The sequence below is a fragment of the Variovorax sp. Root318D1 genome, from assembly GCF_001424835.1.
Taxonomy (GTDB): domain Bacteria; phylum Pseudomonadota; class Gammaproteobacteria; order Burkholderiales; family Burkholderiaceae_C; genus Variovorax.
Genome location: NZ_LMCQ01000006.1, coordinates 1 through 21380, shown reverse-complemented (window position 1 = coordinate 21380; position 21380 = coordinate 1). Strand labels below are relative to the sequence as shown.

The 21380-nt window shown below is 64.2% G+C and carries 25 protein-coding genes; 22 read left to right on the top strand and 3 right to left on the bottom strand.

Annotated elements, in window-relative coordinates:
- Nucleotides 1-54: 54 nt before the first annotated feature.
- Nucleotides 55-1002, bottom strand: a complete 948-nt coding sequence (locus tag ASC78_RS06915; RefSeq protein ID WP_055798384.1) for a LysR substrate-binding domain-containing protein — start codon at nucleotides 1000-1002, stop codon at nucleotides 55-57.
- A 236-nt stretch (nucleotides 1003-1238) separates the two neighbouring features.
- Here ASC78_RS06915 and ASC78_RS06910 point away from each other — a divergent pair, with 236 nt between their 5' ends.
- The 21 genes from ASC78_RS06910 to ASC78_RS06810 all read left to right on the top strand — a co-directional run bounded on the left by ASC78_RS06910 (nucleotide 1239) and on the right by ASC78_RS06810 (nucleotide 19243).
- On the top strand, nucleotides 1239-2387 hold the full coding sequence (locus tag ASC78_RS06910; RefSeq protein WP_055798380.1) for an ABC transporter substrate-binding protein: 1149 nt from the start codon (nucleotides 1239-1241) through the stop codon (nucleotides 2385-2387).
- A 54-nt stretch (nucleotides 2388-2441) separates the two neighbouring features.
- On the top strand, nucleotides 2442-3659 hold the full coding sequence (locus ASC78_RS06905) for a cytochrome P450 (protein WP_055798378.1): 1218 nt from the start codon (nucleotides 2442-2444) through the stop codon (nucleotides 3657-3659).
- A 3-nt stretch (nucleotides 3660-3662) separates the two neighbouring features.
- Nucleotides 3663-4601, top strand: coding sequence for an alpha/beta hydrolase (locus ASC78_RS06900; RefSeq protein ID WP_055798376.1), 939 nt, complete (start codon nucleotides 3663-3665; stop codon nucleotides 4599-4601).
- A 28-nt stretch (nucleotides 4602-4629) separates the two neighbouring features.
- Nucleotides 4630-4800, top strand: a complete 171-nt coding sequence (locus tag ASC78_RS06895; RefSeq protein ID WP_055798371.1) for a rubredoxin — start codon at nucleotides 4630-4632, stop codon at nucleotides 4798-4800.
- Nucleotides 4801-4802: 2 nt separating this feature from the next.
- Nucleotides 4803-5114: a ferredoxin family protein gene (locus ASC78_RS06890; protein WP_055798368.1), complete on the top strand. Its 312-nt coding sequence runs from the start codon at nucleotides 4803-4805 to the stop codon at nucleotides 5112-5114.
- Nucleotides 5115-5142: 28 nt separating this feature from the next.
- The gene (locus ASC78_RS06885; RefSeq protein WP_235505010.1) at nucleotides 5143-6531 is read left to right on the top strand and encodes an FAD-dependent oxidoreductase; all 1389 of its coding nucleotides are present in this window, start codon (nucleotides 5143-5145) and stop codon (nucleotides 6529-6531) included.
- 7 nt (nucleotides 6532-6538) lie between these two features.
- Nucleotides 6539-7342 carry a coniferyl-alcohol dehydrogenase gene (locus tag ASC78_RS06880; RefSeq protein WP_055798366.1) on the top strand — a complete coding sequence of 268 codons (804 nt, stop codon included), beginning with the start codon at nucleotides 6539-6541 and terminating at the stop codon, nucleotides 7340-7342.
- A gap of 46 nt (nucleotides 7343-7388) precedes the next feature.
- Nucleotides 7389-7961: a RidA family protein gene (locus ASC78_RS06875; protein WP_055798362.1), complete on the top strand. Its 573-nt coding sequence runs from the start codon at nucleotides 7389-7391 to the stop codon at nucleotides 7959-7961.
- A 22-nt stretch (nucleotides 7962-7983) separates the two neighbouring features.
- A complete protein-coding gene (locus ASC78_RS06870) occupies nucleotides 7984-9258 on the top strand; it encodes a flavin-dependent oxidoreductase (protein ID WP_055798359.1) in 1275 nt (424 codons plus the stop codon).
- A gap of 47 nt (nucleotides 9259-9305) precedes the next feature.
- Nucleotides 9306-10244 carry a branched-chain amino acid ABC transporter permease gene (locus tag ASC78_RS06865; RefSeq protein WP_082517455.1) on the top strand — a complete coding sequence of 313 codons (939 nt, stop codon included), beginning with the start codon at nucleotides 9306-9308 and terminating at the stop codon, nucleotides 10242-10244.
- Nucleotides 10217-11071, top strand: coding sequence for a branched-chain amino acid ABC transporter permease (locus ASC78_RS06860; RefSeq protein WP_055798357.1), 855 nt, complete (start codon nucleotides 10217-10219; stop codon nucleotides 11069-11071). The genes ASC78_RS06865 and ASC78_RS06860 overlap by 28 nt, the downstream gene beginning before the upstream one ends.
- Nucleotides 11068-11829: an ABC transporter ATP-binding protein gene (locus tag ASC78_RS06855; RefSeq protein WP_055798354.1), complete on the top strand. Its 762-nt coding sequence runs from the start codon at nucleotides 11068-11070 to the stop codon at nucleotides 11827-11829. Before ASC78_RS06860 ends, ASC78_RS06855 begins: the two co-directional genes overlap by 4 nt.
- Entirely contained in the window at nucleotides 11822-12562 is a 741-nt protein-coding gene (locus tag ASC78_RS06850) for an ABC transporter ATP-binding protein (protein ID WP_055798353.1), read from the top strand. Before ASC78_RS06855 ends, ASC78_RS06850 begins: the two co-directional genes overlap by 8 nt.
- Nucleotides 12559-13494 carry a VOC family protein gene (locus ASC78_RS06845; RefSeq protein WP_200934277.1) on the top strand — a complete coding sequence of 312 codons (936 nt, stop codon included), beginning with the start codon at nucleotides 12559-12561 and terminating at the stop codon, nucleotides 13492-13494. Before ASC78_RS06850 ends, ASC78_RS06845 begins: the two co-directional genes overlap by 4 nt.
- Before the next feature lie 14 nt (nucleotides 13495-13508).
- Nucleotides 13509-13913 (top strand): RidA family protein, encoded by a 405-nt coding sequence (locus ASC78_RS06840; RefSeq protein WP_055798350.1) that lies wholly within the window; start codon nucleotides 13509-13511, stop codon nucleotides 13911-13913.
- On the top strand, nucleotides 13910-14680 hold the full coding sequence (locus tag ASC78_RS06835; protein WP_055798347.1) for a ribonuclease activity regulator RraA: 771 nt from the start codon (nucleotides 13910-13912) through the stop codon (nucleotides 14678-14680). Before ASC78_RS06840 ends, ASC78_RS06835 begins: the two co-directional genes overlap by 4 nt.
- Nucleotides 14677-15102, top strand: coding sequence for a cupin domain-containing protein (locus ASC78_RS06830; RefSeq protein WP_055798344.1), 426 nt, complete (start codon nucleotides 14677-14679; stop codon nucleotides 15100-15102). Before ASC78_RS06835 ends, ASC78_RS06830 begins: the two co-directional genes overlap by 4 nt.
- Before the next feature lie 13 nt (nucleotides 15103-15115).
- Nucleotides 15116-16645, top strand: coding sequence for an aldehyde dehydrogenase family protein (locus tag ASC78_RS06825; RefSeq protein WP_055798341.1), 1530 nt, complete (start codon nucleotides 15116-15118; stop codon nucleotides 16643-16645).
- A 9-nt stretch (nucleotides 16646-16654) separates the two neighbouring features.
- Complete coding sequence (locus ASC78_RS06820) at nucleotides 16655-17560, top strand: fumarylacetoacetate hydrolase family protein (protein WP_055798338.1); 906 nt, start codon at nucleotides 16655-16657, stop codon at nucleotides 17558-17560.
- Between the two features lie 39 nt (nucleotides 17561-17599).
- On the top strand, nucleotides 17600-18187 hold the full coding sequence (locus ASC78_RS06815; protein WP_055798335.1) for a flavodoxin family protein: 588 nt from the start codon (nucleotides 17600-17602) through the stop codon (nucleotides 18185-18187).
- Between the two features lie 63 nt (nucleotides 18188-18250).
- Nucleotides 18251-19243 (top strand): Bug family tripartite tricarboxylate transporter substrate binding protein, encoded by a 993-nt coding sequence (locus tag ASC78_RS06810; RefSeq protein ID WP_055798331.1) that lies wholly within the window; start codon nucleotides 18251-18253, stop codon nucleotides 19241-19243.
- Nucleotides 19244-19306: 63 nt separating this feature from the next.
- On the opposite strand, the gene ASC78_RS06805 is transcribed toward ASC78_RS06810, so the two are convergent.
- Nucleotides 19307-19948: a TetR/AcrR family transcriptional regulator gene (locus ASC78_RS06805; RefSeq protein WP_055798738.1), complete on the bottom strand. Its 642-nt coding sequence runs from the start codon at nucleotides 19946-19948 to the stop codon at nucleotides 19307-19309.
- Between the two features lie 90 nt (nucleotides 19949-20038).
- On the bottom strand, nucleotides 20039-20218 hold the full coding sequence (locus ASC78_RS27395; protein WP_157634401.1) for a hypothetical protein: 180 nt from the start codon (nucleotides 20216-20218) through the stop codon (nucleotides 20039-20041).
- On the opposite strand from ASC78_RS27395, the gene ASC78_RS06800 reads away from it, so the two are divergent.
- Nucleotides 20211-21380, top strand: a complete 1170-nt coding sequence (locus ASC78_RS06800) for an NADH:flavin oxidoreductase/NADH oxidase (protein ID WP_055798329.1) — start codon at nucleotides 20211-20213, stop codon at nucleotides 21378-21380. The genes ASC78_RS27395 and ASC78_RS06800 overlap by 8 nt on opposite strands.

Genomic DNA, 21380 nt, shown 5'->3' with positions numbered 1-21380 from the left:
CATCCCGAGCCAGGGCCAAGCGAAGAGGGATCCGGGGAGCGGCGGCTCAGAAGCTCACGTGCCGATGAACAGTTCTTGCGCCGCCTGCTCCAGGCACTCAGCGAAGGTGGCATCTCCGGTGTAGGGCGAGTGTCCGCGCAACCACAACAGTCCCACCGGGCGAACCAGGCGCGGCATCTCCGTGCGCAGTGGGGCCAGGGTGCCGAGTTCCGCATACTTGTGGACGAGCGAGGCGGGCAAAGTCGCGATCGCGTCGCTGCCCTGCAGGTAAGCGAGCGTGACGTTCAGCGAAAGCGTCTCGACGAAACTGATGGGCGGTTCGACGCCGTTCATTTCGAATGCGGTGAGCAGGGGCTGGCGCAGCAGCGAGTCATGTGGCGGCAACACCCACGGACATTCCACCAGTTGGCGCCAAGTCGGTTTGCATTCGCCCCGCGCCAGCGGGTGGCCGTTGCGGGCAACCAGCATGGTCGCGTCCTCGAACAGGGCCTTTTCCTCGAGGTTCGTTGCGGCCAACTGGGACGGTAACGTGCCGACGATGAGATCAAGGTGCCCGAGCCGCAGTTCTCCCAGGAGGACGTCCATGGTGGCCTCGCGAACCATGATCGACGACTTGGGAGAGGCTTGCTTGAAGAGCATCAGCGCCTTGGGGAGCAGCCAACCGGCCGACGCCGGTAGCACGCCTACACGGATCTTGCGGGACGTTCCCGTGGCCAGCGCGTGCAGTTCCTCGCCTGCCTCCGACAGATCCTGCAGGACCTTGCGAGCGTGCCGGATCAGACATTCACCGTAAGGCGTCGGCCGGAGTCCGCGACCGGTACGTTCGAAAAGCGCATGGCCCATGGCCGCCTGCAAATCCGTCAGCGTGCGGGACAGCGCTGGCTGCGTCACGTTCATGGCGGTGGCCACCTTGCCTTGATGACGAAGGTCATCGAGGGCCACGAGGACCTGCAGGTGGCGCAGCTTCAATCCGGCGCGGATGTACCAATCCAGTTTGGCCATCGGATGTCTCCTGATATGCATTCCCGCGAGAGCGGCAAGACGCGAATCATCGCAGCAACCAAGACGAGCCTGGATTCAGGGGGTGGCGTTTTAACAAAAACGTTATATCGAGCACTTATTTTTCTAATTGTCACGGGGACTTTGCGCGCCCATCATTCGGCTCCCGGGGATAGAAAAAGGCCCCAAAAAGTACACAGATCGCTAGCCCGACCAACGTTCTGAAGGAGCACGAAAACATGTTGAATAAGTCGCTGCGCTGGGCCGCCGGCTTGGTGCTTGCCGCCGGCCTGGCCTCAGGCGCGTGGGCGCAGGCCCCCATCAAGATCGGCTTTCATGCCGGCCTCACCGGTCCTGCCGCGGCCGACGGCAATGCAGCACTCGCAGCCGCCCGGGTGGCGATCGAGCAGGCCAACGCGCAAGGCGGCATCGCCGGCAGAAAGCTTGCGCTCGTCGTCGAGGACGACCAGGGCAAGCCTGAACACGCGGCGCAGGTTGCCAACCGCCTGATTGGCGAGGGCGTGCGCGCGGTGATCTCCGCCGCCTATTCCGCGCCGGCGCGCGCCGCCGCACCGGTTTTCCAGAAGGCGCAACTGCCCTACGTGGTCGCGGTGTCCTCGGCGCCCGAAATCACGCGGGGCGGGAACTACATGTTCCGCGTCACCAGCGTGGGCGAAGTGCAGGGCCGCGCTGCTGCCAAGGCGATGAGCGAGCTGCTGCACAAGAAGCGCGTCGTGCTGCTCACGGTGAAGACGGACTTCGGCAAGGCGCTGGTTGCGGGCTTCAAGGAAGCGGCGCCACGCTTTGGGTTGGAGATCGTGAAGGAGTACGAATACGCACCGACCGATCGCCAGTTCGGGCCGCTGATCGCATCCATCAAGGCAGACAACCCGCAAGCGATCTATGCCACCGGGTTCTATTTCACCGGAGGCCCGCTGGTGTCGCAATTGCGAAGCGCCGGCGTCACGGCCGACATCATGGGTGCGGAATCGCTCAGTCCACAGCAATTCATCGACATCGCCGGCCCGGCAGCCGAAGGCACCGTGATCACCAACGTCATCGACTGGGGCTCACAGGACCCGGCGATCGTGGACTTCCTCGGCCGCTACAAGGCGGCGACAGGAACGCCCGCAGCTGCGGTGGCCGCGACGACGCATGCCGCGACGACCGTCCTGCTGGCTGCCTTGCGCAACGCAAAGTCGGACGAGCCGGCCAGGATCCGTGCGGCGCTGGAGACCACCGAAGTCATGACCGTCATGGGTCGGGTCAGCTTCAACAAGCTGCGCGAGGTGAAGAAGAACTTTCCGCTGTCCATCGTCCGCAACGGCAAGTGGCAACGCTTCGGTGTCATAGACGACGCCGGCCTGCTGGCACCTCCTGAGCAGTGAAACCCCCGGAAAAGACCATCGCACCCCTGGTGCGTCAATGAAGGTGAAACACAAATGACCTATCACGCCCGTACACGCAAAGTGGCCCACGATGACCTGGCCTGGGACTTCGGCACGCAGACCTACCAAGTCTTTCCATACGAACACTATCGCTGGTGCCGAGAGAACGACCCCGTACACCGGGTCGATCTGCCGAACGGCAATGTGGTCTACATGATCACGAAGTACGACGACATCAAGGCGGCGGCACTGGACCACAAGCGGTTTTCCGCCGCGGTCACGGACACCGTCGGCTGGCTGATGTTCAAGGATCCGCCCGAGCACACCACGATCCGCAGCAGCGTGCAATCGCATCTGTCGAAGAAGGGCATCGATCTGATCGATGCGGCCATCGACCGCATCAACCGCGAGACCTTCCAGTACCTGCTGGACGGCCGGGGTGGCGACGCCGCCACGTACTGCCAGCTGTTCCCGGCGGCAGTGGTCAACCACATGCTCGGGATCAAGATCGACCCGCAACAGATCGACTATTGGATCGGCTGCTCGCTCAGGGCAATGGGCCAGGCCTTCGGCTTGCCAGGCAAGCCGGAAGACCACAAGGGCCAGGCGGATCTTGTCGCGTTCCTCGAAGGTGTGGTGCGCGACTACATCGCACATCCGGAAGACAACATCGGCTCGCTGCTTGCCCAGAACGCGGTACCGGGCGGCAAATTGTCCGTGCGCAACGTGGCCGACTTCATGAACATGCTGTTCACGGGTGGACATGAAACGACCACCTTCACCCTCAGCAGCGCGATCGGCATCCTGGCGCAGGACCCGGCGCTGTTCAGGCGCATCAAGGACGATCGCACGCGCATCCCCGCCTTCATTGACGAGACCCTGCGCTACCGGCCGGTGCTGCAGTCGAACCCTCGTATCGCAGCTGAGGACATCACGATCCGCGGCGTGACGATTCCCAAGGGCTCCATCGTGAAGCTGTGCACCGGCAGCGGCAACATGGACGAAGACGTCTTCGAGAACCCCGAGGAGTTCAACATCGACCGGCCCAACGTGAGTGAGCATCTGTCGTTCAGCCGCGGGGTCCACACCTGCATCGGCGCCGTCCTCGCCCGACGCGAGTTGTCCAAGGCCATGACGCATTTTTTCGAGACGATCGCTTCCATCCAGCTGGACCCCGATCGCCCCGTGAAACCCCACCTCGGGGGAACCGGCAACGAGCACGGCTTCGATTCCGTGCCCGTCGTGATCGAAGCGGATGCGGTGAGGGCCTGAGCCGTGAAATACACGAGCATCGAACGATCGAGTCCGCAGTCGCAAGCGGTGCGTGAGAACACGCGCGGCTTTCGCGCAAGCTGCGAGCGCCCCGACGCGGTGTCGGTGCAGGAACGCAGGCTGGCCATCATCGGCATGATGGAGGAGGGCTACAGCGAGTACGTGCGGCGCGAGGGCGACCTCTTCGGTTCGGTGGACATGAACGGTGTAGCGGCCGAGGTGGTCAGCATTTCGGGAACGAAACCCGATTGCAATCTGCTGTTTCTCCACGGCGGTGCCTACTTCCTTGGCAACCCCCAAACCGCCCGGACCCTCACGGTTCCATTGGCGCGTCTCGCCAATGCCAAGGTGTTCGTGCCCGACTACCGCCTGGCCCCGGAACACCGGTTTCCTGCCGCGGCGGACGACGCCTTGGCCGCGTACAGATACCTCATCGAAGTGGAGGGAGTCGACCCAGGCAGCCTGTTCGTCGGCGGAGACTCCTGCGGCGTCAACCTGGCCTTCAGCGCGCTGCTGAGAGCGCGAGAAGCAGGGCTGCCCAAGCCGCGCGGCATCGTCGCTTTCTCGCCCTGGCTCGACCTGACTTCTTCGCTGCCGTCATTCCGCACCAATGCGCAGCTCGACGAGTTCGTGCACGTCAATATCGTCGATACGTGGGTCGCGCAATACATGGGGGAGGAGAGCTGGGCCCATCCGCTCGCATCGCCCTTGGGCGCTGACCTGAAAGGCATGCCGGCCTGCTTCATTGCCTGCGGCAGTACCGAAATGTGGCATGACGATGCCGCGGTTCTCGCGCACAGGCTCGACAAGCTCGGCGTCGATGTCGAACTCGAAGTCTGGAAGGACATGCCACACGTCTGGCCCATCTTTTCCGGGCAGCTACCTGAAGCAGACCAAGCCCTGAGCAATGCAGCGCAGTTCATGCGCCGCTGTCTGCGCTGATCGACCTCATCCCTTGACTGGAAAGAACATGGACTTCAAAAGCTATATCTGTTTGAGCTGCGGTTGGGTGTACCACGAGAGCGATGGTTTGCCCGAGGAAGGGCTCGCCGCGGGAACGCGCTGGGAGGACATCCCGGCGGACTGGCAGTGCCCGCACTGCGGCGACAAGAAGTCGGATTTCAACATAGTGGAGTTCTGATCATGACTGTCATCGTCACGGAAAAATGCGATGGATGCCGGTTCACCGACTGCGTGACCGTCTGCCCTGTGGCCTGCTTCCATACCGACGGCACGATGGTGTACGTGAACCCGGTCGAATGCATCGACTGCGGTGCCTGCATCCCGGTGTGTCCGGTCCATGCCATCTACGAAGCGAGAGACCTGCCGGCCGAGTTCGAGCACTGGAGAGGGGTGAACGCCGAGCGCGCCGCTGGCCTGCCGAACATCTCCGAGAAGCTCGAGCCATTGCCGACGGCATTCAGCCGCCAGCAGGCCATGGGCTATGGCAGTTGAGCCGATTTCCTACGCGGGAATGAACCCCATGCGCATCGCGATCATCGGTAGCGGACCTTCGGGCTTCTACGCTGCAGAAGCCGTACAGAAGAAGGTGCCTGGCGTGGCCATCGACATGTTCGAACGCCTGCATGCGCCCTATGGCCTGGTTCGCTATGGAGTGGCCCCCGATCACGAAAAGCTCAAGTCGGTGACCAAGGTCTTCGACATGGTCGCGGGCAAGCCCGGCCTGCGATGGTTCGGCCAGGTGGAGCTCGGGCGTGACATCCAGCTGGAGGACCTCACGCGGCGGTATCACGCAGTTGTGCTCGCCACCGGCGCCCAGGCCAGCAGAAGGCTCGGCATCCCCGGGGACGACAAGCCGGGCAGCTACAACGCCGCGGACTTCGTCGCCTGGTACAACGGCCATCCCGACTTCCGTCACCTTCAGTTCGACTTGTCAGGCGAGACGGCGGTCGTGGTCGGCCATGGGAACGTGGCACTGGATGTCGCGCGCATCCTGCTCAAGCCGGTCGACGAGTTGGCTTCTACCGAGATCGCCAGCCACGCGCTGGAAGCGCTTCGCAACAGCAAGGTGCGCAAGGTGTGCGTGGTCGGCAGGCGTGGACCGGCTCAGGCCAAGTTCACCAACAAGGAACTGGCCGAGTTCGAGCAGCTTGCAGGCGTTACTGCGATGGTGCGCGACGACGAGCTGACATTCAACGAGGCCAGCCGATTCGAGCTGGAGAGTCCGGCCGGAGACGAGGCCCGCAGGAACGTGGTGCTTCTGCGCAAGTTCTCCGATGTGGCCGCCGATGCCGTCTCTCCCAACGAGCGGTGCATCGAATTCAGGTTCTGCCTGGCACCCGTGCGGCTGGAGGGGAACGACGAAGTCGAAGCGTTGGTGCTGGAACGTACGGCCTTGACCGGATCCGCCTTCCAGCAGGGATCGCGCGGCACGGGCGAGTTTTTCCTCATGCCCTGCCATGCCGTATTTGCCAGCGTTGGCTACAAGGGTGTTGCACCGGCCAACGTTCCCTTCGACGCACGCGCAGCGACCGTGCGCCATGTGAACGGCAGGATCGTCGACGAGTCAGGCGTGCAACAGCCGGGCCTCTATTGCACCGGTTGGATCAAGCGCGGCCCGAGCGGCGTCATCGGCACCAACCGCAACGACAGCGTGGAAACCGTGGCGACGTTGTTGGCCGACCTGCAGGCCGGCGCGCTGGGTGAGCCGGCGGCTGGCGACGACATTGCCGACCTGCTTCGCGACCGCGGCGTCGATTTCCTGGACTTCCAGGCGTGGTCCAGGTTGGACGCGTTCGAAAAACAAACGGGAGCGCGCTCCGGTAAAGCGCGAGAAAAACTGGTCCAGCGGCACGAAGTGCGCGCGGCGCTTCAAGCAGTCGCTGGATCTTCATTGACATGCACTACGTGAGAAACACATGGACCTAAATCTTTCCGGCAAGAAATTCTTCGTCACTGGCGTGGCCTCAGGAATCGGTCACGCCACCGCCGAGCTGCTGATTCGAGCTGGCGCCGAAGTCGTGGGCGCCGATCGCGCCGAGTTGAGCAAGCCGCTGCCACTCGCAGCCTTTCATCACCTGGATCTGAGCGATCCCGCGCTGATCGATCGCGCCGTCGCTGCGGCAGGTGACGGCTATGACGCGCTGATCAACGTCGCGGGGGTGTCGTCGCTCGCTTCGACCGACATGCAGTTTCGCGTCAACTTCCTCGGCACGCGGCACCTGACCCTCGCGATGGTGCCGAGGCTCAAGGCCAAGTCAGCTGTCTTCAACGTCGCCTCCAGCACGGCGGTGCGCTGGGAGCAGCACCTGGACCGTTTCACGCCGCTGGTCGAGACCAAGAGTTTCGAAGAGGGCCTGCAGTGGCTCAAGGCGAATCCTCAGGAGAGCCCGATTTCTTATGCGTGGTCCAAAGAGGCGCTGATCATCTGGACCATGAGGACGGGGCTTGAATGGATCGGCACGGGGCGCCGCATCAATGCCTTGAGCCCGGGACTGACCTACACGCCGATGCATGCGGAGTTCGTGCAGGCACACGGCGAGGCCCTGCTGAAGAAGGACGCCGAGCGCACCGGCGACGCAGGCAGCGCCGAAGACGTGGCCAAGGCCCTGGTCCTGCTGCAGCACGACTACGCCGGCTGGTGGAACGCAGCCAACATCAACGTCGACGGCGGCTTCAGCGCCTCGGTGTTGATGGCGAAGGAAAACTTCGGCGACGTCTGAGGGCCCGCTGGGCAAGTGTCAGGACAGTTGAGTCAATCCAGGAGACATGATGAAAACCGCAATCCGTTCCAAGATCCGACCGGCCTTCGTGCTGGTCACACTGATGCTGGCAGCCGCCACTGCATCGGCTCAAAGCGCAAGCACGGTCGAGTCCAGGCTCAAGGCCGAACTGACCGCCATGGGCTACCCCGAAGGCAAGCTGCCGAACCTGCTGCCCGACAGCGGTCCCTGGCTGCATGGCGCCGTAGTCGGAAACCTGCTGTTTCTCTCGTCCGCCGCTCCGCAAGATGCCAACGGCCAATGGGTCAAGGGATCCATTCCGGACAAGATTTCGGTGCAGAACGCACCCATGCTCGCGCGCCGTGCGTGCGTGCGGCAGATCGCCCGGATGAAGCACGTGCTGGGGGACCTGGATCGGGTCAAGCGGATCGCCTACGTGCGTTTCAACATTGCCGTGGAGCCCGGATTCACCGACCTCACCCCGATTGCAGAAGGCTGCTCGACGCTCTACGCGGCGGTGTTCGGTGAGGCCGGAAAGCATCCGCGGGTCATGGAAGGTGTGAGCGCCAACCCGAGCAACACGGCGATGGAAGTCGAAACGATTGTGGAAGTCCGGTGATCCGGATTCTGAAGGAGCAGATATGGAAGTGATTGTTGTTGGGGCAGGCATCGGTGGACTGAGTACGGCACTCAGCCTCCACGATGCAGGAATTCCCGTCAAAGTTTATGAAGCAGCGCCCCGCATCGAAGCGATGGGTCTTGGTATCCACCTGCAGCCCAATGCCGTGCGTGAACTCACCGAGCTGGGCTTGGGTGACGCGTTGATGGCGATTTCCGTCGGCATCGAGAACCTGGGCTTCTACAGCGTGCATGGCCAGAAGATCTGGAGCGAGTCGCGCGGCAGCGCTTCGGGCTACCGCTGGCCCCAGTGCGCAGTGCACAGAGGCGATTTGCAAGTGCTCTTGCTCAAGGCCGCGAGGGAGCGCATTGGTGAGCAGAACATCGTCACCAATCACACCTTGACCGAGTTCGAACAGGACAAGGATGGCGTCACGCTGCACTTCATCGACAGCGAGACGCGGCAGCGGCTGCCCTCCGTCAAGGGCAGCATCCTGGTGGCCGCAGATGGCCTGCATTCGAGCGTGCGCAAGCATTTTTATCCCCAGCAGGGGTTGCGATTCGGCGGGCAGCTGATGTGGCGCACGGCCGTGGCCGTGGAGGCCTGGCTCGGCGGCAACACGATGACCATGATCGGCCACCGCAACCAGAAGCTGGTGGCCTACCCGATCCGTCAATTGCCCGATGGCCGCGTCCTTGGCAACTTCATCTTCGAACTGGGTCAGTCCGGTGACGGTCCGCCGCGCGAGGAGTGGAACCGCAGGATCGACAAGGCCAAGTTCGCGCACGCCTTTGCGGATTGGAAGTTCGACTGGCTCGACGTCCCCGCGCTCATTCAAGCGGCGGACAGCATTTTCGAGTTTCCGAAAGTCGATCGCGACCCTGTCGAACGCTGGTCATTCGGGCGTGTCACCTTGCTGGGGGATGCGGCGCATCCGATGCACCCAGTTGGATCGCAGGCCGGCTCCCAGGCCGTGGTGGACGGTCGCGTGCTGGCCAAGCATCTGGCCGACCATCCGGACCGCCCCGAGTTCGCCCTGCAGGAATACGAAGCGGAGCGGCTGGCTCCGATGCGCGACATCTGCCTGTCCAACCGCAACCTGTCGCACGAGATCATCATGGACCTCGTGCAGGAGCGTGCTCCCAACGGGTTCAGCGACATCGACGATGTCATCCCGGCAGCCGAGATCGCGCAGCGTGCCGAGGCATTCCGCACCAGGGCGGGATTCGACGTGACATCCCTGAATGCTCGCGAGTCCCACTCGCGCCATCGGGGGTGCCCGGTTCTTCGCGCTTGAGGCCCTGGCCTCCACTTGACCATCTTCAAGCAAGAAGTGCGCTTTCCATGAACCTTATTCTGAATCTCACCACCCAGGGGCTGATCAACGGCGCGATCTACGCGCTGGTCGCGATCGGCCTGGCCATGGTGTTCGGGTTGCTGCGGGTGCTGCACATTGCGCACGCGGGCCTGTTCACCCTCGGAGGCTACCTGGGCCTGGTCATTACCAACGCCACGGGCAGCTTCGCATTGGGCATGCTCCTGAGCATGGTGGCCGTAGCCGGCTGCGGAATGCTGATGTACCGGTTCTGCTACGAACCGATCCTCGAGCAGCCGCCGTATGTGCCCCTGATCGCTTCCGTGGGCATGTTTCTCGCCATCGAGGAACTCCTGCGACTGGTGTTCGGCGACTATGGCCTTTCCTACCGCGTGCCGCCGCTGCAAGGCGCCGTGGTGCTCGCTGGCATGCAGATCAAGTACGCCGAACTGGGCGCCGTCGCCATGGCGGTCATTCTGCTGGTGGGCCTTGCAGTCTTTGCCGCGCGCACACGCGTCGGCATGGCTTGGCGCGCCAGCGTCAGCGAGCCGCGCATGGCGGCATCGTGCGGCATCAGCTTGCGGCAAGTGCGCTATCTCAATTTCGCGATCGGCTCCGCCTTCGCCGCGGCCGCCGGTGTGATGGTGGGCGTGCTCAACAACCTGGTGGAGCCATCGATGGGCGCGGTGCCGACCTACAAGGCGCTGGCGATCATCGTCCTCGGGGGGCTGGGCAACATGGGCGGCACCTTGGTGGCATCACTGCTGCTGGGCCTGGTGGAAGCATTTGGATCGACCTACCTCGCCAACGTGCTGGACCGCGACAGCGTGGCATTCGCCGCAATGCTCGCCGTGCTGCTGGTCAAGCCGGAAGGCCTCTTCTCCGGCGGCCACTGGCGTCGCCGGCTGGTGCAGCTTATGAAACAGAAAGGAGCGACTCAATGGGCGCTTATGAAACGTCACTCCTGACCCTGGTGGCCATCCACGTGATCCTGGCGCTGAGTCTCAACCTCATCACGGGCTTGTGCGGGCAGGTGAGCCTGGGGCACGCGGCGTTCTTCGGCGTTGGCGCATATGCGACCGCGCTGCTCGCCAAGGCCGGCTTCGGCATGGCTGTCACTTTGTCCTCTGCCTTGCTGCTGGCTGGCATCGTCGGCCTGGTGGTCGGCTTCTGCAGCCTGCGGGTGCGGGATGATTTCCTGGCGATCGCGACCATGGCGGCGGGCTTCCTGTTCGTCGGCGCGGTGCGCACGACCGATGCACTGGGGGGAGAGCTCGGCATCTCGCAAATACCTGCGACCGGTCTCGGTACTGCCTACCCGCTCCTGGTGGTTGCCTGTGCGGCATTGACAGGGTTGGTCTGCTGGGTCGTCAAGCGCAGCTGGCTGGGCTATGTTTTCGAAGCGGTCAGCGCCGATGAGCCGGCTGCGCGCAGCCTTGGAATCGACACGCCGCTCTACAAGCTGGCGGCGTTCACGATCGGCACCGCGCTGGCAGGCCTGGCCGGTTGCCTGTACGCGTATCACCTGGGCAACGTGGGCGCCGAGGCATTCGGGTTCCCCGTCTCGGTGATGATCCTCGCCATGGTGGTGATCGGCGGCATGGGTTCGCTGTGGGGCAGCGTGCTCGCCGCGACACTGCTGACCCTTGCACCCGAGTGGTTCCGCTTCGTGAACGACTACAAGCTTCTGGTGTTCGGGCTGCTGCTGTTCGCCATCATGCGGATCGCCCCGCAAGGACTGTTTCCCTGCCTGGTGCAGCAGCTGCGCCTGCTGCGGGCGAAGGAGATCGCATGAGCACGAAGCTGTTGCAGGTGCGTGACCTGGGCGTGCGCTTCGGCGGAGTCGTTGCGGTGAACGGTGTCTCGTTCGAACTCGCAACGGGGGAGCTGGTGGGGTTGCTTGGACCTAACGGGGCCGGCAAGACCACCCTGCTGCGGCTCATTTCCGGAGCGGTCGCACCCGGATCGGGCGAGATCCGATTCGGCGGCCGTTCGATCAGCCGGCTGGCCGCGGCTGCGCGCGCGCGGCTCGGAATGGCGATGTCGCACCAGATCGTGCGTCCATTCCGCAACATGAGCCTGTTGGACAACGTGGTGCTGGCCGCCGGAGCCGAGATCACCCTCACACCATGGCGCGCTGTTGCCACGCTGGATCGCAAGTGCCTGCGCGAGGCAGCGCTGCGCTGCCTGGACATGGTCGGCATCGCGGCTTTGGCGAACAGCATGCCCTCGACTCAGCCGCTCGGGGTGCTCAAGCGCCTGGAGGTTGCCCGGGCCCTGGCGACGAGGCCCCAGTTGCTGCTGCTGGATGAACCGCTGGCGGGCCTCGGGCACGACGAGGCGGTGCGACTGGCCGACCTCATCCAGCGGCTGAATGCATTGGGGACCACGATCCTCCTGATCGAACACAACCTCGCAGAGGTGATGCGGATCTGTCCGCGCATCGTCGTGCTGGACAACGGCCGCAAGATCGCCGACGGCCGCGCCGCCGAAGTGATGGCGAACCCGCACGTGGTCGAGGCTTACCTCGGCGAAGGAGCAGTCCATGCTTGAAGTCGAGCGCTTGAGTTGCGGGTATGGCGCCGCCGTCGTCCTGCATGAACTCTCTTTGACGGTGAAGAGGGGAGAGATCGTCGCGCTGATCGGGCCGAACGGCGCTGGCAAGACCTCCACGTTGCAATGCATCGCCGGCCATGTGCGCGCGACCAGCGGCAATGTCCGTTTCGGTGGCCGGGATATCACCGCCTTGACGCCGCAGGCGCGGGTGCGTGCCGGCATCGCCATCTCGCCCGAGGGCCGCAAGCTGTTCGGCGACATGACGGTGCGCGAGAACTTGTTGGTGGGAGGCTATTCGCAACCCGGCCGCGTGGCTGCGTACAACATGCAGCGCGTGCTGGACATGTTCCCCCGGCTGCAGGAACGATTCGGATCGATGGGACGCACGCTCTCCGGTGGCGAGCAGCAGATGGTGGCGATCGGCCGCGCGCTGATGGCGCAGCCGGATCTCATTCTCATCGATGAGCTGTCGCTGGGCTTGATGCCGAAGAATGTGGACATCTGCTATGCGGCGCTTGACCAGCTCAAGCAGCAGGGGCTGGCGGTGCTGCTGGTCGAGCAGAACCTGTCCAAGGCACTCGCGTTTTCGGATCGCGTGTACGTCCTGGACTCCGGACGGCTGGTCTGGTCGGGCAGCGCCAAGGCCGCGCGTGCGCGCGGCGACCTGGCTGCCACCATTCTGGGACATGCGCCCGCCGAGGCCGGCGCGCAAGAGGAGGCACTCCCATGAAGGCGATCGACCTGGCCTATGTGCGCTACCAGACGCCGGATCTGTCGCGACTGGAGACCTTCCTGCTCGACTTCGGCATGCATCCGGCCGCGCCCTGCGACGGCAAGCGCCTGCTGATGCGCGGGAGCGGCACCGCGCCGTTCGTCTACGAGGCCGTACTGGGCAGCGAACCTCGCTTCCTCGGCGCCGGATTGCAGGTGGCGTCGCGCGCCGACCTTGCTGCGCTGGCGCGCTTGCCGGGCTCGAGCGCGGTTGAGCCGGTGTCCGAACTTCCCGGCGGTGGCGAGCGCGTGCGCATGCGCATGCCCGACGGCTTCGAGATCGATGCTTTGTACGGCGCCGTGCCCGCGCAGCCGCTGCATCTTCCGCGAGCGGATGATTTCAACGCCGCCGCAGCCAAGCCGCGCAAGAACGTGCCGGTTCGGGTGGCACGGCAGACCCAACCGGTGCGGCGCCTGGGCCATTTCGTACTGCACGTCAGTGATCACGAGGCGTCGGTGGGCTGGCTGCGCGAACGCTTCGGGCTCATCGCCTCGGACTACCTGGCCGTGCCCGGCCAACCGGGTCGCACCATCGGCAGCTTCCTGCGGGTGGATGCGGGGGAAGCGTGGGTGGACCACCATTGCATGCTCGTGCTGCAGGCGCCGGTGGTCGGCGTGCATCACTGCTCGTTCGAGATGGACGGGCTGGATGCGGTGATGAGCGCGCACGACTTCCTGCTGGAGCGAGGCTACACGCTCGACTGCGGTGTCGGCAGGCACCTGCTGGGAAGCCAGATCTTCGACTACTGGCGCGATCCCTTCGGCTTCCGGATCGAGCACTACACCGACGGCGACGTGGTGAACCACCTGCACCGCGCCAGCGTCTTCGCCGGCACGGCCGACGAGACCACCCAATGGGGGGCGAAACCGCCTCTGGACTTCTTTTCTTGACGGAAACAAAGCGAATGACGATACAACGCATCAGCAGCCCCGAAGTCACCGAGCCGGCGCCGGGCACCTGGTCCAACTGCCTCAAGGTGGGCGACACGGTTTACGTCGCAGGCCTCACGGCCCGCGATCGCAACATGCAGCCCGCGGGCGGCGACGAGTACCACCAGGCTCGCTTGATCTTCGAGCGGATCCAGCATCTGGTCACTGCCGCGGGCGGCACCATGCGCGACGTGGTGAAGCTCAACATCTACGTCACGCAGATCGCAAATCGCGAACAGGTCTGGCGGGCTCGCCGCGAATTCTTCGATGGCGCGTTTCCGGTCGCCACATTGGTGGAGGTCAGCGCGTTGGCGCAGGCCGCGATCCTGGTGGAGATCGAAGCGGTCGCCGTGCTGGGACATGGAGGAAGGCCATCATGAACCTCAGGGAACAACCGATTCACAGCGACGTCGCACCCGGTCTGTCGCCAGCCACACGCGAGAAACTGTCGCAGGTGGGGACGGCGAACATTGCCAACTCGCTGCTCAGGCGCGGGTTCCGCAACGCCTACCTGTTGGGGCTCCATCCGGTTTCCGGAATGCAGGAGTCGATGGTGGGCCCGGCCTACACGCTGCGTTTCATGCCGGCGCGCGAGGACATCGACACCATGGCCAACTACGGCCGTGACGACAACCTGCACCGCCGCGCCGTGGAGGAGTGTCCGCCCGGCCACGTGCTGGTGATCGACACGGGCGGATGCGTGCGCTCGGCTGCCGCGGGCGACCTGATGGCGTTGCGCATGCGCCAGCGTGGCGTGGCAGGCGTGGTCACCGACGGAGGCTTCCGGGACACACCCGGTATCCGCGCCACGAACCTGCCGGCCTATCAGCGGCAGGCCGCGCCGCCGGCTACGCCCATCGCCATGCACCCGGTCGAGCTCAATGGGCCGGTGGGCTGCGCAGACGTGGCGGTGTACCCGGGCGATGTGCTGGTGGGCGATGCCGAGGGCGTGGTGGTGATCCCGCAGCACCTGGTTGACGAGATCGCCCAGGAAGCACTGGAGGCGGTCGATTACGAGCGCTTCGCGGCACTGCACATCTCACGCGGGCGCCCGATCTTCGGGTTGTTTCCGGCGACCCCGGAAAGCCGCAAGGAATACGACGGCTGGGTCGCGGCCGGGCGTCCCTCACTGGAGGTTCTGCAATGAATCCGCCCAACGAAGCCACGATGAAGACCCTTGAACTGCTGATCCGAACGCAGGAGCTCGATCCGGCCAAGTGGATCGACTTTTCCGAGTACGGATTTCGCCAGTACTTTCTCTGGAAAAACGCGGACACCGGGGCCAGCATCGCCTTGCTGGAGTACCAGAAGGGCGGCCGCATCCCCGTGAAGCACTCGCATGCGTCCAACCAGTTCATGTACTGCCTGGAAGGCGACTACGAGTACACGGACAGCCAGCTTCGGCTGACTCCGGGTTCGTTCTACATGAACCCGAAGGACCATCCGCACGGCCCCACGGTCGCGCACGAGCGCAGCGTGCTGATCGAAATCTACGACGGCCCCCACTACTACGAGAAGCCGGCGTTCCACACGGACCAGTCCATCTCCGGCTTCCTTTCCAAAACCTGAGGAACTCACGCAAATGTTTGACACGCAAGAAGTGCTGCGCCAATTCGGCATCCAGCCGATTCATGCCGGCGCCTGCTCCGGCCCCCAGGGCTGGAGCACAACCGAAGACCGCGCACTCATCGACGCAGTCAATCCAGCCGACGAAACGGTGACCGCCCGCGTTGCTGGTGCGAATGCCGCCGACTACGAGAAGGTCATGGCCGCGGCAGTCGCCACGCAGCAGTCCTGGCGCATGGTGCCGGCACCGCGGCGCGGTGAACTGGTGCTGCGCATCGGACAGCTCGCAACCGAACACCTCGAAGGTCTGGCGGCCATCGTCGCGCTCGACACGGGCAAGTCGCTGATGGAGGCTCGGTCGGAGGTGAAAGAGCTGGTCGACATGGCGACCTTCGCCGCGGGCCAGTCGCGCATGCTGTACGGCTTCACGCAGCAGTCGCAGCGCGCAAAGCACCGCATGTACGACCAGTGGCTTCCACTGGGCGTGGTGGGCGTCATCTCGGCCTACAACTTCCCCGCGGCCGTGTGGGCCCAGAACGGCTTCCTGGCCGCGATCGGCGGCAACACCGTGGTCTGGAAGCCGAGTCCGAAGGTGCCGCTCACGGCCCTGGCGCTTCAGCACCTGAGCAACATCGCCATGCAGGAAATGGGCTTCGAAGGCGTGTTCACGCTCTTCATTCCAGAGAGCAACGAGCTCGCCGAATTGCTCGTGGCCGACGCGCGTGTCGCACTGGTCTCGTTCACCGGGTCCACCACGGTGGGCCGCAAGGTGGCCAGCGTCGTGGGCCGCACGCTCGGGCGGCGCTACATGCTGGAGTGCTCCGGCAACAACGGCTGCATCGTGGACGAGACGGCGGACCTCAAGCTGGCCGCGCGCAGCATCACCTTCGGCGCCGTGGGCACGACCGGGCAGCGCTGCACCAGCACGCGCCGGGTCATCGTGCATCGTTCCGTCGAAGGCGAGCTCGTGGAGCTGCTGAAGAAATCCTTTGCACAGATCCGAATCGGCGACCCGCGCGATCCCGGCGTCGTGGTCGGGCCGCTCGTGGACAAAGCCGCCGTGGGCCACTTCGAAAGCGCGGTGCGCGACGCCGCTGCATTGGGCGGCCAGGTCGTTTTCGGCGGCCGGCGCATCGATCGCCCCGGCCACTACGTGGAGCCGACGCTCATCACGCAGGTTCGTCCGGAGTGGCCTTGCGTGCAGCACGAAACGTTTGCACCCATCGTGTACGTGGTGGCGTACGACACCATCGAGGAGGCCATCGACATCCACAACGGCGTGCCCCAGGGCTTGGCGTCCGGCATCCACAGCACGAACCTCGGCAACATCGAGCTGTTCCTCTCGGCCGCGGGCAGCGATTGCGGTATTGCCAAGGTCAACATGGGCACGACCGGCGCCGACATCGGTGCTGCGTTCGGCGGCGAAAAGGAGACGGGCGGCGGTCGAACTGCCGGGTCCGATGCCTGGAAGGGCTACATGCGCCGGCAGAGCGTGTGCATCAACTGGGGTGGCGAGTCGCCCTGGGACAGCCGGCTCAAACTCTGAGGAAAATTCTTGAAACTAGGAACTGTTGAACTGCGCACCGGCGAGGAGCGCCTCGCCTGTCTGCGCGCGGAGGGCAACGTCGTGATAGCTCCGCGTGAGTTCGGTGACATGCAACGCGTGATCGACGCATGCGACAGCGCGATTCCGGCATTGCGCAAGCTCTGCGAGTCTCCGCAGTCCGAAGGCACTGCGCTCTCCGAGCTGCGGCTTCTGTCTCCGATCCGGCGCTTGCGCCGCGACGTGCTGTGCACGGGATGGAACTACTGGGACCACTTCTACGAGAGCGAGGGCAAGCGCGAAGGGCAGGACGTCCCCAAACCCGAAGCCCCGACCTTTTTCACCAAGGGACCGGATGTCCTGATCGGGCCGCACGACGACATCGCGTTCGACGCCGTCATTTCCGGAAAATGGGACTACGAGGCCGAGATTGCGCTCGTCATCGGCAAAGAGGGGCGCAGCATCCCTCGCGAGCACGCGATGGCGCACGTGTTCGGCTATTGCCTTGCGAACGACGTTTCCCAGCGCGACCTGCAACGCCGGCACGGCGGCCAGTGGCTCAAAGGAAAGAGCATCGACGGCACCATGCCCCTCGGCCCGTGGCTCACGCTGCGCGACGACGTCGACCTGGCGAACGTCACTCTCGAATGCGAATTGAACGGCGCAGTGATGCAGCAGGCAAGTGCATCGCAGATGGCATTCGGCATTGCCGAGCTGGTGAGCGAACTCTCGTTTGGAATGACCCTGAGGCCGGGCGACGTGCTCCTCACGGGCACCCCCAGCGGGATCGGCAACGCACGGACACCGCCGGTGTTCCTCAAGGAGGGCGATCTGGTGGTCGTCCGCGCGACCGGCCTGGGCGAACTGAGAAACCGGCTCGTCGCCAAAGACCTGGGTGCCTACGAGACCCCCGCCTGACATCCCCAACCCAACGAAACCAAATCAAAGGAATTTTGCATGCCCACCATTGCAGTCGTCTTCCACTCCGGCTACGGCCACACCCAGCGCATGGCTCAGGCGGTGGCGCAAGGCGCCGGCGCAGAGCTCATCGCCATCGACGCCGAGGGCAACCTCCCGGCCGGCGGCTGGGAACAGCTCAAGGCGGCCGACGCCATCATCTTCGGCACGCCCACCTACATGGGCAGCGTCAGCTGGCAGTTCAAGAAATTTGCCGATGCCTCGTCCAAGTACTGGTATGCGCAGGAATGGAAGGACAAGATTGCCGCCGGCTTCACCAACAGCGCCGGCGTGAACGGCGACAAGCAGTCGACGCTCACCGCGCTGTTCACGATGGCCATGCAGCACGGGATGATCTGGGTCAGCCAGGGGCTGATGCCCAGCAACACCAAGGACGCGAAGCGCAACGACGTGAACTACCTCGTCTCCTTCAGCGGCGCCATCGCGCAGTCGCCTTCCGACGCGGGCGCCGGCGAAATGGCAGCGGGCGACCTGGAGACGGCGCGCCTGTTCGGCGAGCGCGTGGCGTCGGTGACGGCCCGGATGGCTGCCGGCCAGCCGCAGCATTCGAACGCTGCACCAGCTTGATCGCCGAGGCCATCAGATTGGCCTGAGGCGATTTCCTCACGATAACTACCAGGAGCAAACCGAGTGAAAACGCCCACCATCTTCAGCCGCCGAACCGCGCTGCTCGCGGCGGCCTGTTTGCTCCCCGGGGCGGCGGCTTTCGCGCAGGAGCCGCAGTTTCCCACGCGGCCGGTGCGAATAATCAGTCCGTTCCCCGTCGGAAGCGGGCCTGACGGCGTGGCGCGTCTCGTCGCGGACAAGCTCGCACGCGCCTGGGGCCAGCCCGTCACCGTCGACAACAAGCCGGGCGGCAACGGGTTCATCGCCATCAATGCCTTCAAGCGCGGCGCTACCGACGGGCACGACCTGATCCACCTGGAGAACGTGCACCTGACGGCGTACCCGCATCTCTTCAAAAAGCTGCCTTTCGACGGCAACAAGGATTTCGAACTCATTGCGCCGGTGTTCAAGACCTATTTCTTCATCACCGTTTCGGCCGACAGCAAGTACCGCAACGTGGCCGACCTGGTCGCCGATGCCAAGGCGAACCCGGGCAGGCTGAGCTATGGCTCCTGGTCGGTCGGCAACCCCGCACATCTTGGATCGGCGCTCCTCGAAACAATGACGGGCACCCAGATGCAGCACGTCGTCTACAAGGAGACGAACCAGCTTTACGGCGGTGTCGCCAACGGTGAACTGAACTTCGCGCTGGGGACCATCGCCACGGCGGGGCCGCTATACCGTGGCGGCAAGCTCAAGTTTCTCGCAATCGCGGCGCCCCGCAGGCTCGCGGCGTACAAGGACGTGCCCACGGTCGCGGAAGCGGGTGGGCCTGCGGGGTTCGAAGTCAGCGGCTGGACCGCCTTCGCCGCGCCGCGCGGCGTGTCCCCGGCGGTGCTGGAAAAAATCCGCCGCGATGTCGCCAAGGCCCTGAGCGAGCAGGATGTTCGCGACAAGTTCGCTGCTTTCGGCTACGAGCCCTTTATGGCAACGCCCGCCGAATTCGCCAAGCATATTTCCGCTGAATCGTCCCGATTCGCCGACGTCATCAAGAAAGTCGGCGCGCATCTGGATTGACGCGTCCGCTTTCCGGCTCGGGCGTGTGTGGCGCTATTGCCTGTAAACAGAGCCCGCGGACGGCTATGCCTTCTCGATCGACCGTGATGGCAACAGCCTGACCGCATGCGCCGCGATCCGGGCCAACTCGGCGTGAACCAGTCCGTCGCGTGCGTGGACTGACATGCCTTCCAGCATAGTGCTGAGTGTGGCTGCAAGGGACTTGACGTCGGTCTTCTCGGGAAGCTGGCCATCCCTGACGCCTTGTTTGAGACGCTGCGCGAACCGCCTCTTGCTGACTTGACGCAATGACTTGATCGCTTCGGAGACTTCTGTGGAATCCGCTGACACGTTGATGGCAGCCAGTACCACCAAGCACCCGCAGGGCGCGTGGGGCGACAGGAGGATGCCCGCCGCCTCCTTGAAGAACGCTTCGACCGCGCGGTACACGTCGGGCTCCGTCTCCAAGCCCGCCCAGGTCGCATCCCAATAAGTGCGTTCGTAGAAATCCACGGCCTCCAGAAACAGTTTGGCTTTGTTGCCGAACGCGGCGTAAAGGCTCGGCGGGTTGATGCCCATCGCCGTGCAGAGCTCCACCATCGATGCCGGCTCGTAGCCCCGGCGCCAAAACACATCCAATGCGCGCACCAAAGCCGCGTCGCGGTCGAACCCGCGGGGCCGTCCTTTGCTGCGTGGTGGGGTTGGAGGAGATGCGGCGTTTGACATGGTCATCAATCTTCTGGGATCAAAGCGCTTGACACTATCTGTAGTGATTACTATACAATGAAGTCATTCTGTAGCAGTCGATACAAATCATCAGCAGGGCAGGTGGAACCGGTGAATCATATTTGGCAGCGCTGCATGCAGCCGCGTGGCATTCGATTCGCTCGATGCAATCGGCACCAGCAGGCGAGAACGCTGGCGGTCGTAACCACTGCCCGGCCTGCCCGCAAGGCCATCAATCAATCTATCAATAGTGAGTTGGAAAATGAGCAAGTTATTTGAGCCTTTGACCTTGCGCGGAGTGACGCTGCGCAACCGCCTGGCACTGAGTCCCATGTGCCAGTACACAGCCAGCAACGGCTTTGTCAACGAATACCACATGGCCCACTATGGGCGCTTTGTGCTGGGCGGCTTCGGCCTGGTGATGGTCGAGGCCACCGGCGTGTCCCCCGAGGCACGGATCACCCATGGCGATGTGGGCATCTGGGATGACGCCCATGTGGAGGGCCTGGCTCGGATTGCGGCCTTTGCCAAAGAATACGGTGCCGTCCCAGGTATCCAGATCGGCCATGCCGGTCCCAAAGCCAGCATTCAGCGCGCCTTCGAGGGGAATGGTCCGCTGAACGAGCGTGATGTTGCGCGCGGCGAGCATCCATGGCAGGTGGTCTCTCCCAGCGCGCGTCCAGCGGCCGAGGGATGGCTGGTACCCACCGCGCTCGATGCAAGGGGCATCGCCAAGGTTCGGGCTGACTTCACCTCGGCGGCGCGCCGCGCACTGATGGCTGGCTTCGAGGTATTGGAGCTGCACTGCGCGCACGGGTTCTTGTTGAATGCATTCATGTCGCCCCTGACCAACGACCGGACCGACGAATACGGCGGCAGCTTTGAGAACCGCATCCGTCTGCCGCTGGAGATTGCCCGCGAGGTGCGCGAGATCTGGCCGCAGGACAAGCCGCTGTTCGTGCGTATCTCGGCGGTGGACGGCAGTCGGGATGGCTGGACCATTGATGACAGCGTGGCTTTCGCCAGGGAGCTGGCCAAGGTCGGCGTCGATGTCGTTGACTGTTCTTCCGGTGGTTTCGGCGTCTTCGACTATCCGATCGGCTATGGTTTCCAGGTGCCGTTTGCCGCCCAGATCCGTCGCGAGACGGGTATCGGCACCATGGCCGTCGGCCTGATCGTCGACCCGCATCAGGCGGAGACAGTCGTGACCTCGGGCCAGGCTGACATCGTCGCGCTGGGGCACAGCGCGCTACGCGATCCGCAATTCCCGCTGCATGCGCAGCAGACGCTGGGTGCGGCCGACCCGCATAGTCCCTACGCCGACTGGAACGTTCAGGCTGGCTGGTGGCTCAACAGCCGTGAAAGCAGACTTCAGCGGCTGGGCCCCAGGGCTTTTGTCGAAGAGCGCGTTGCAGAAATGAGCGGCGCCTGA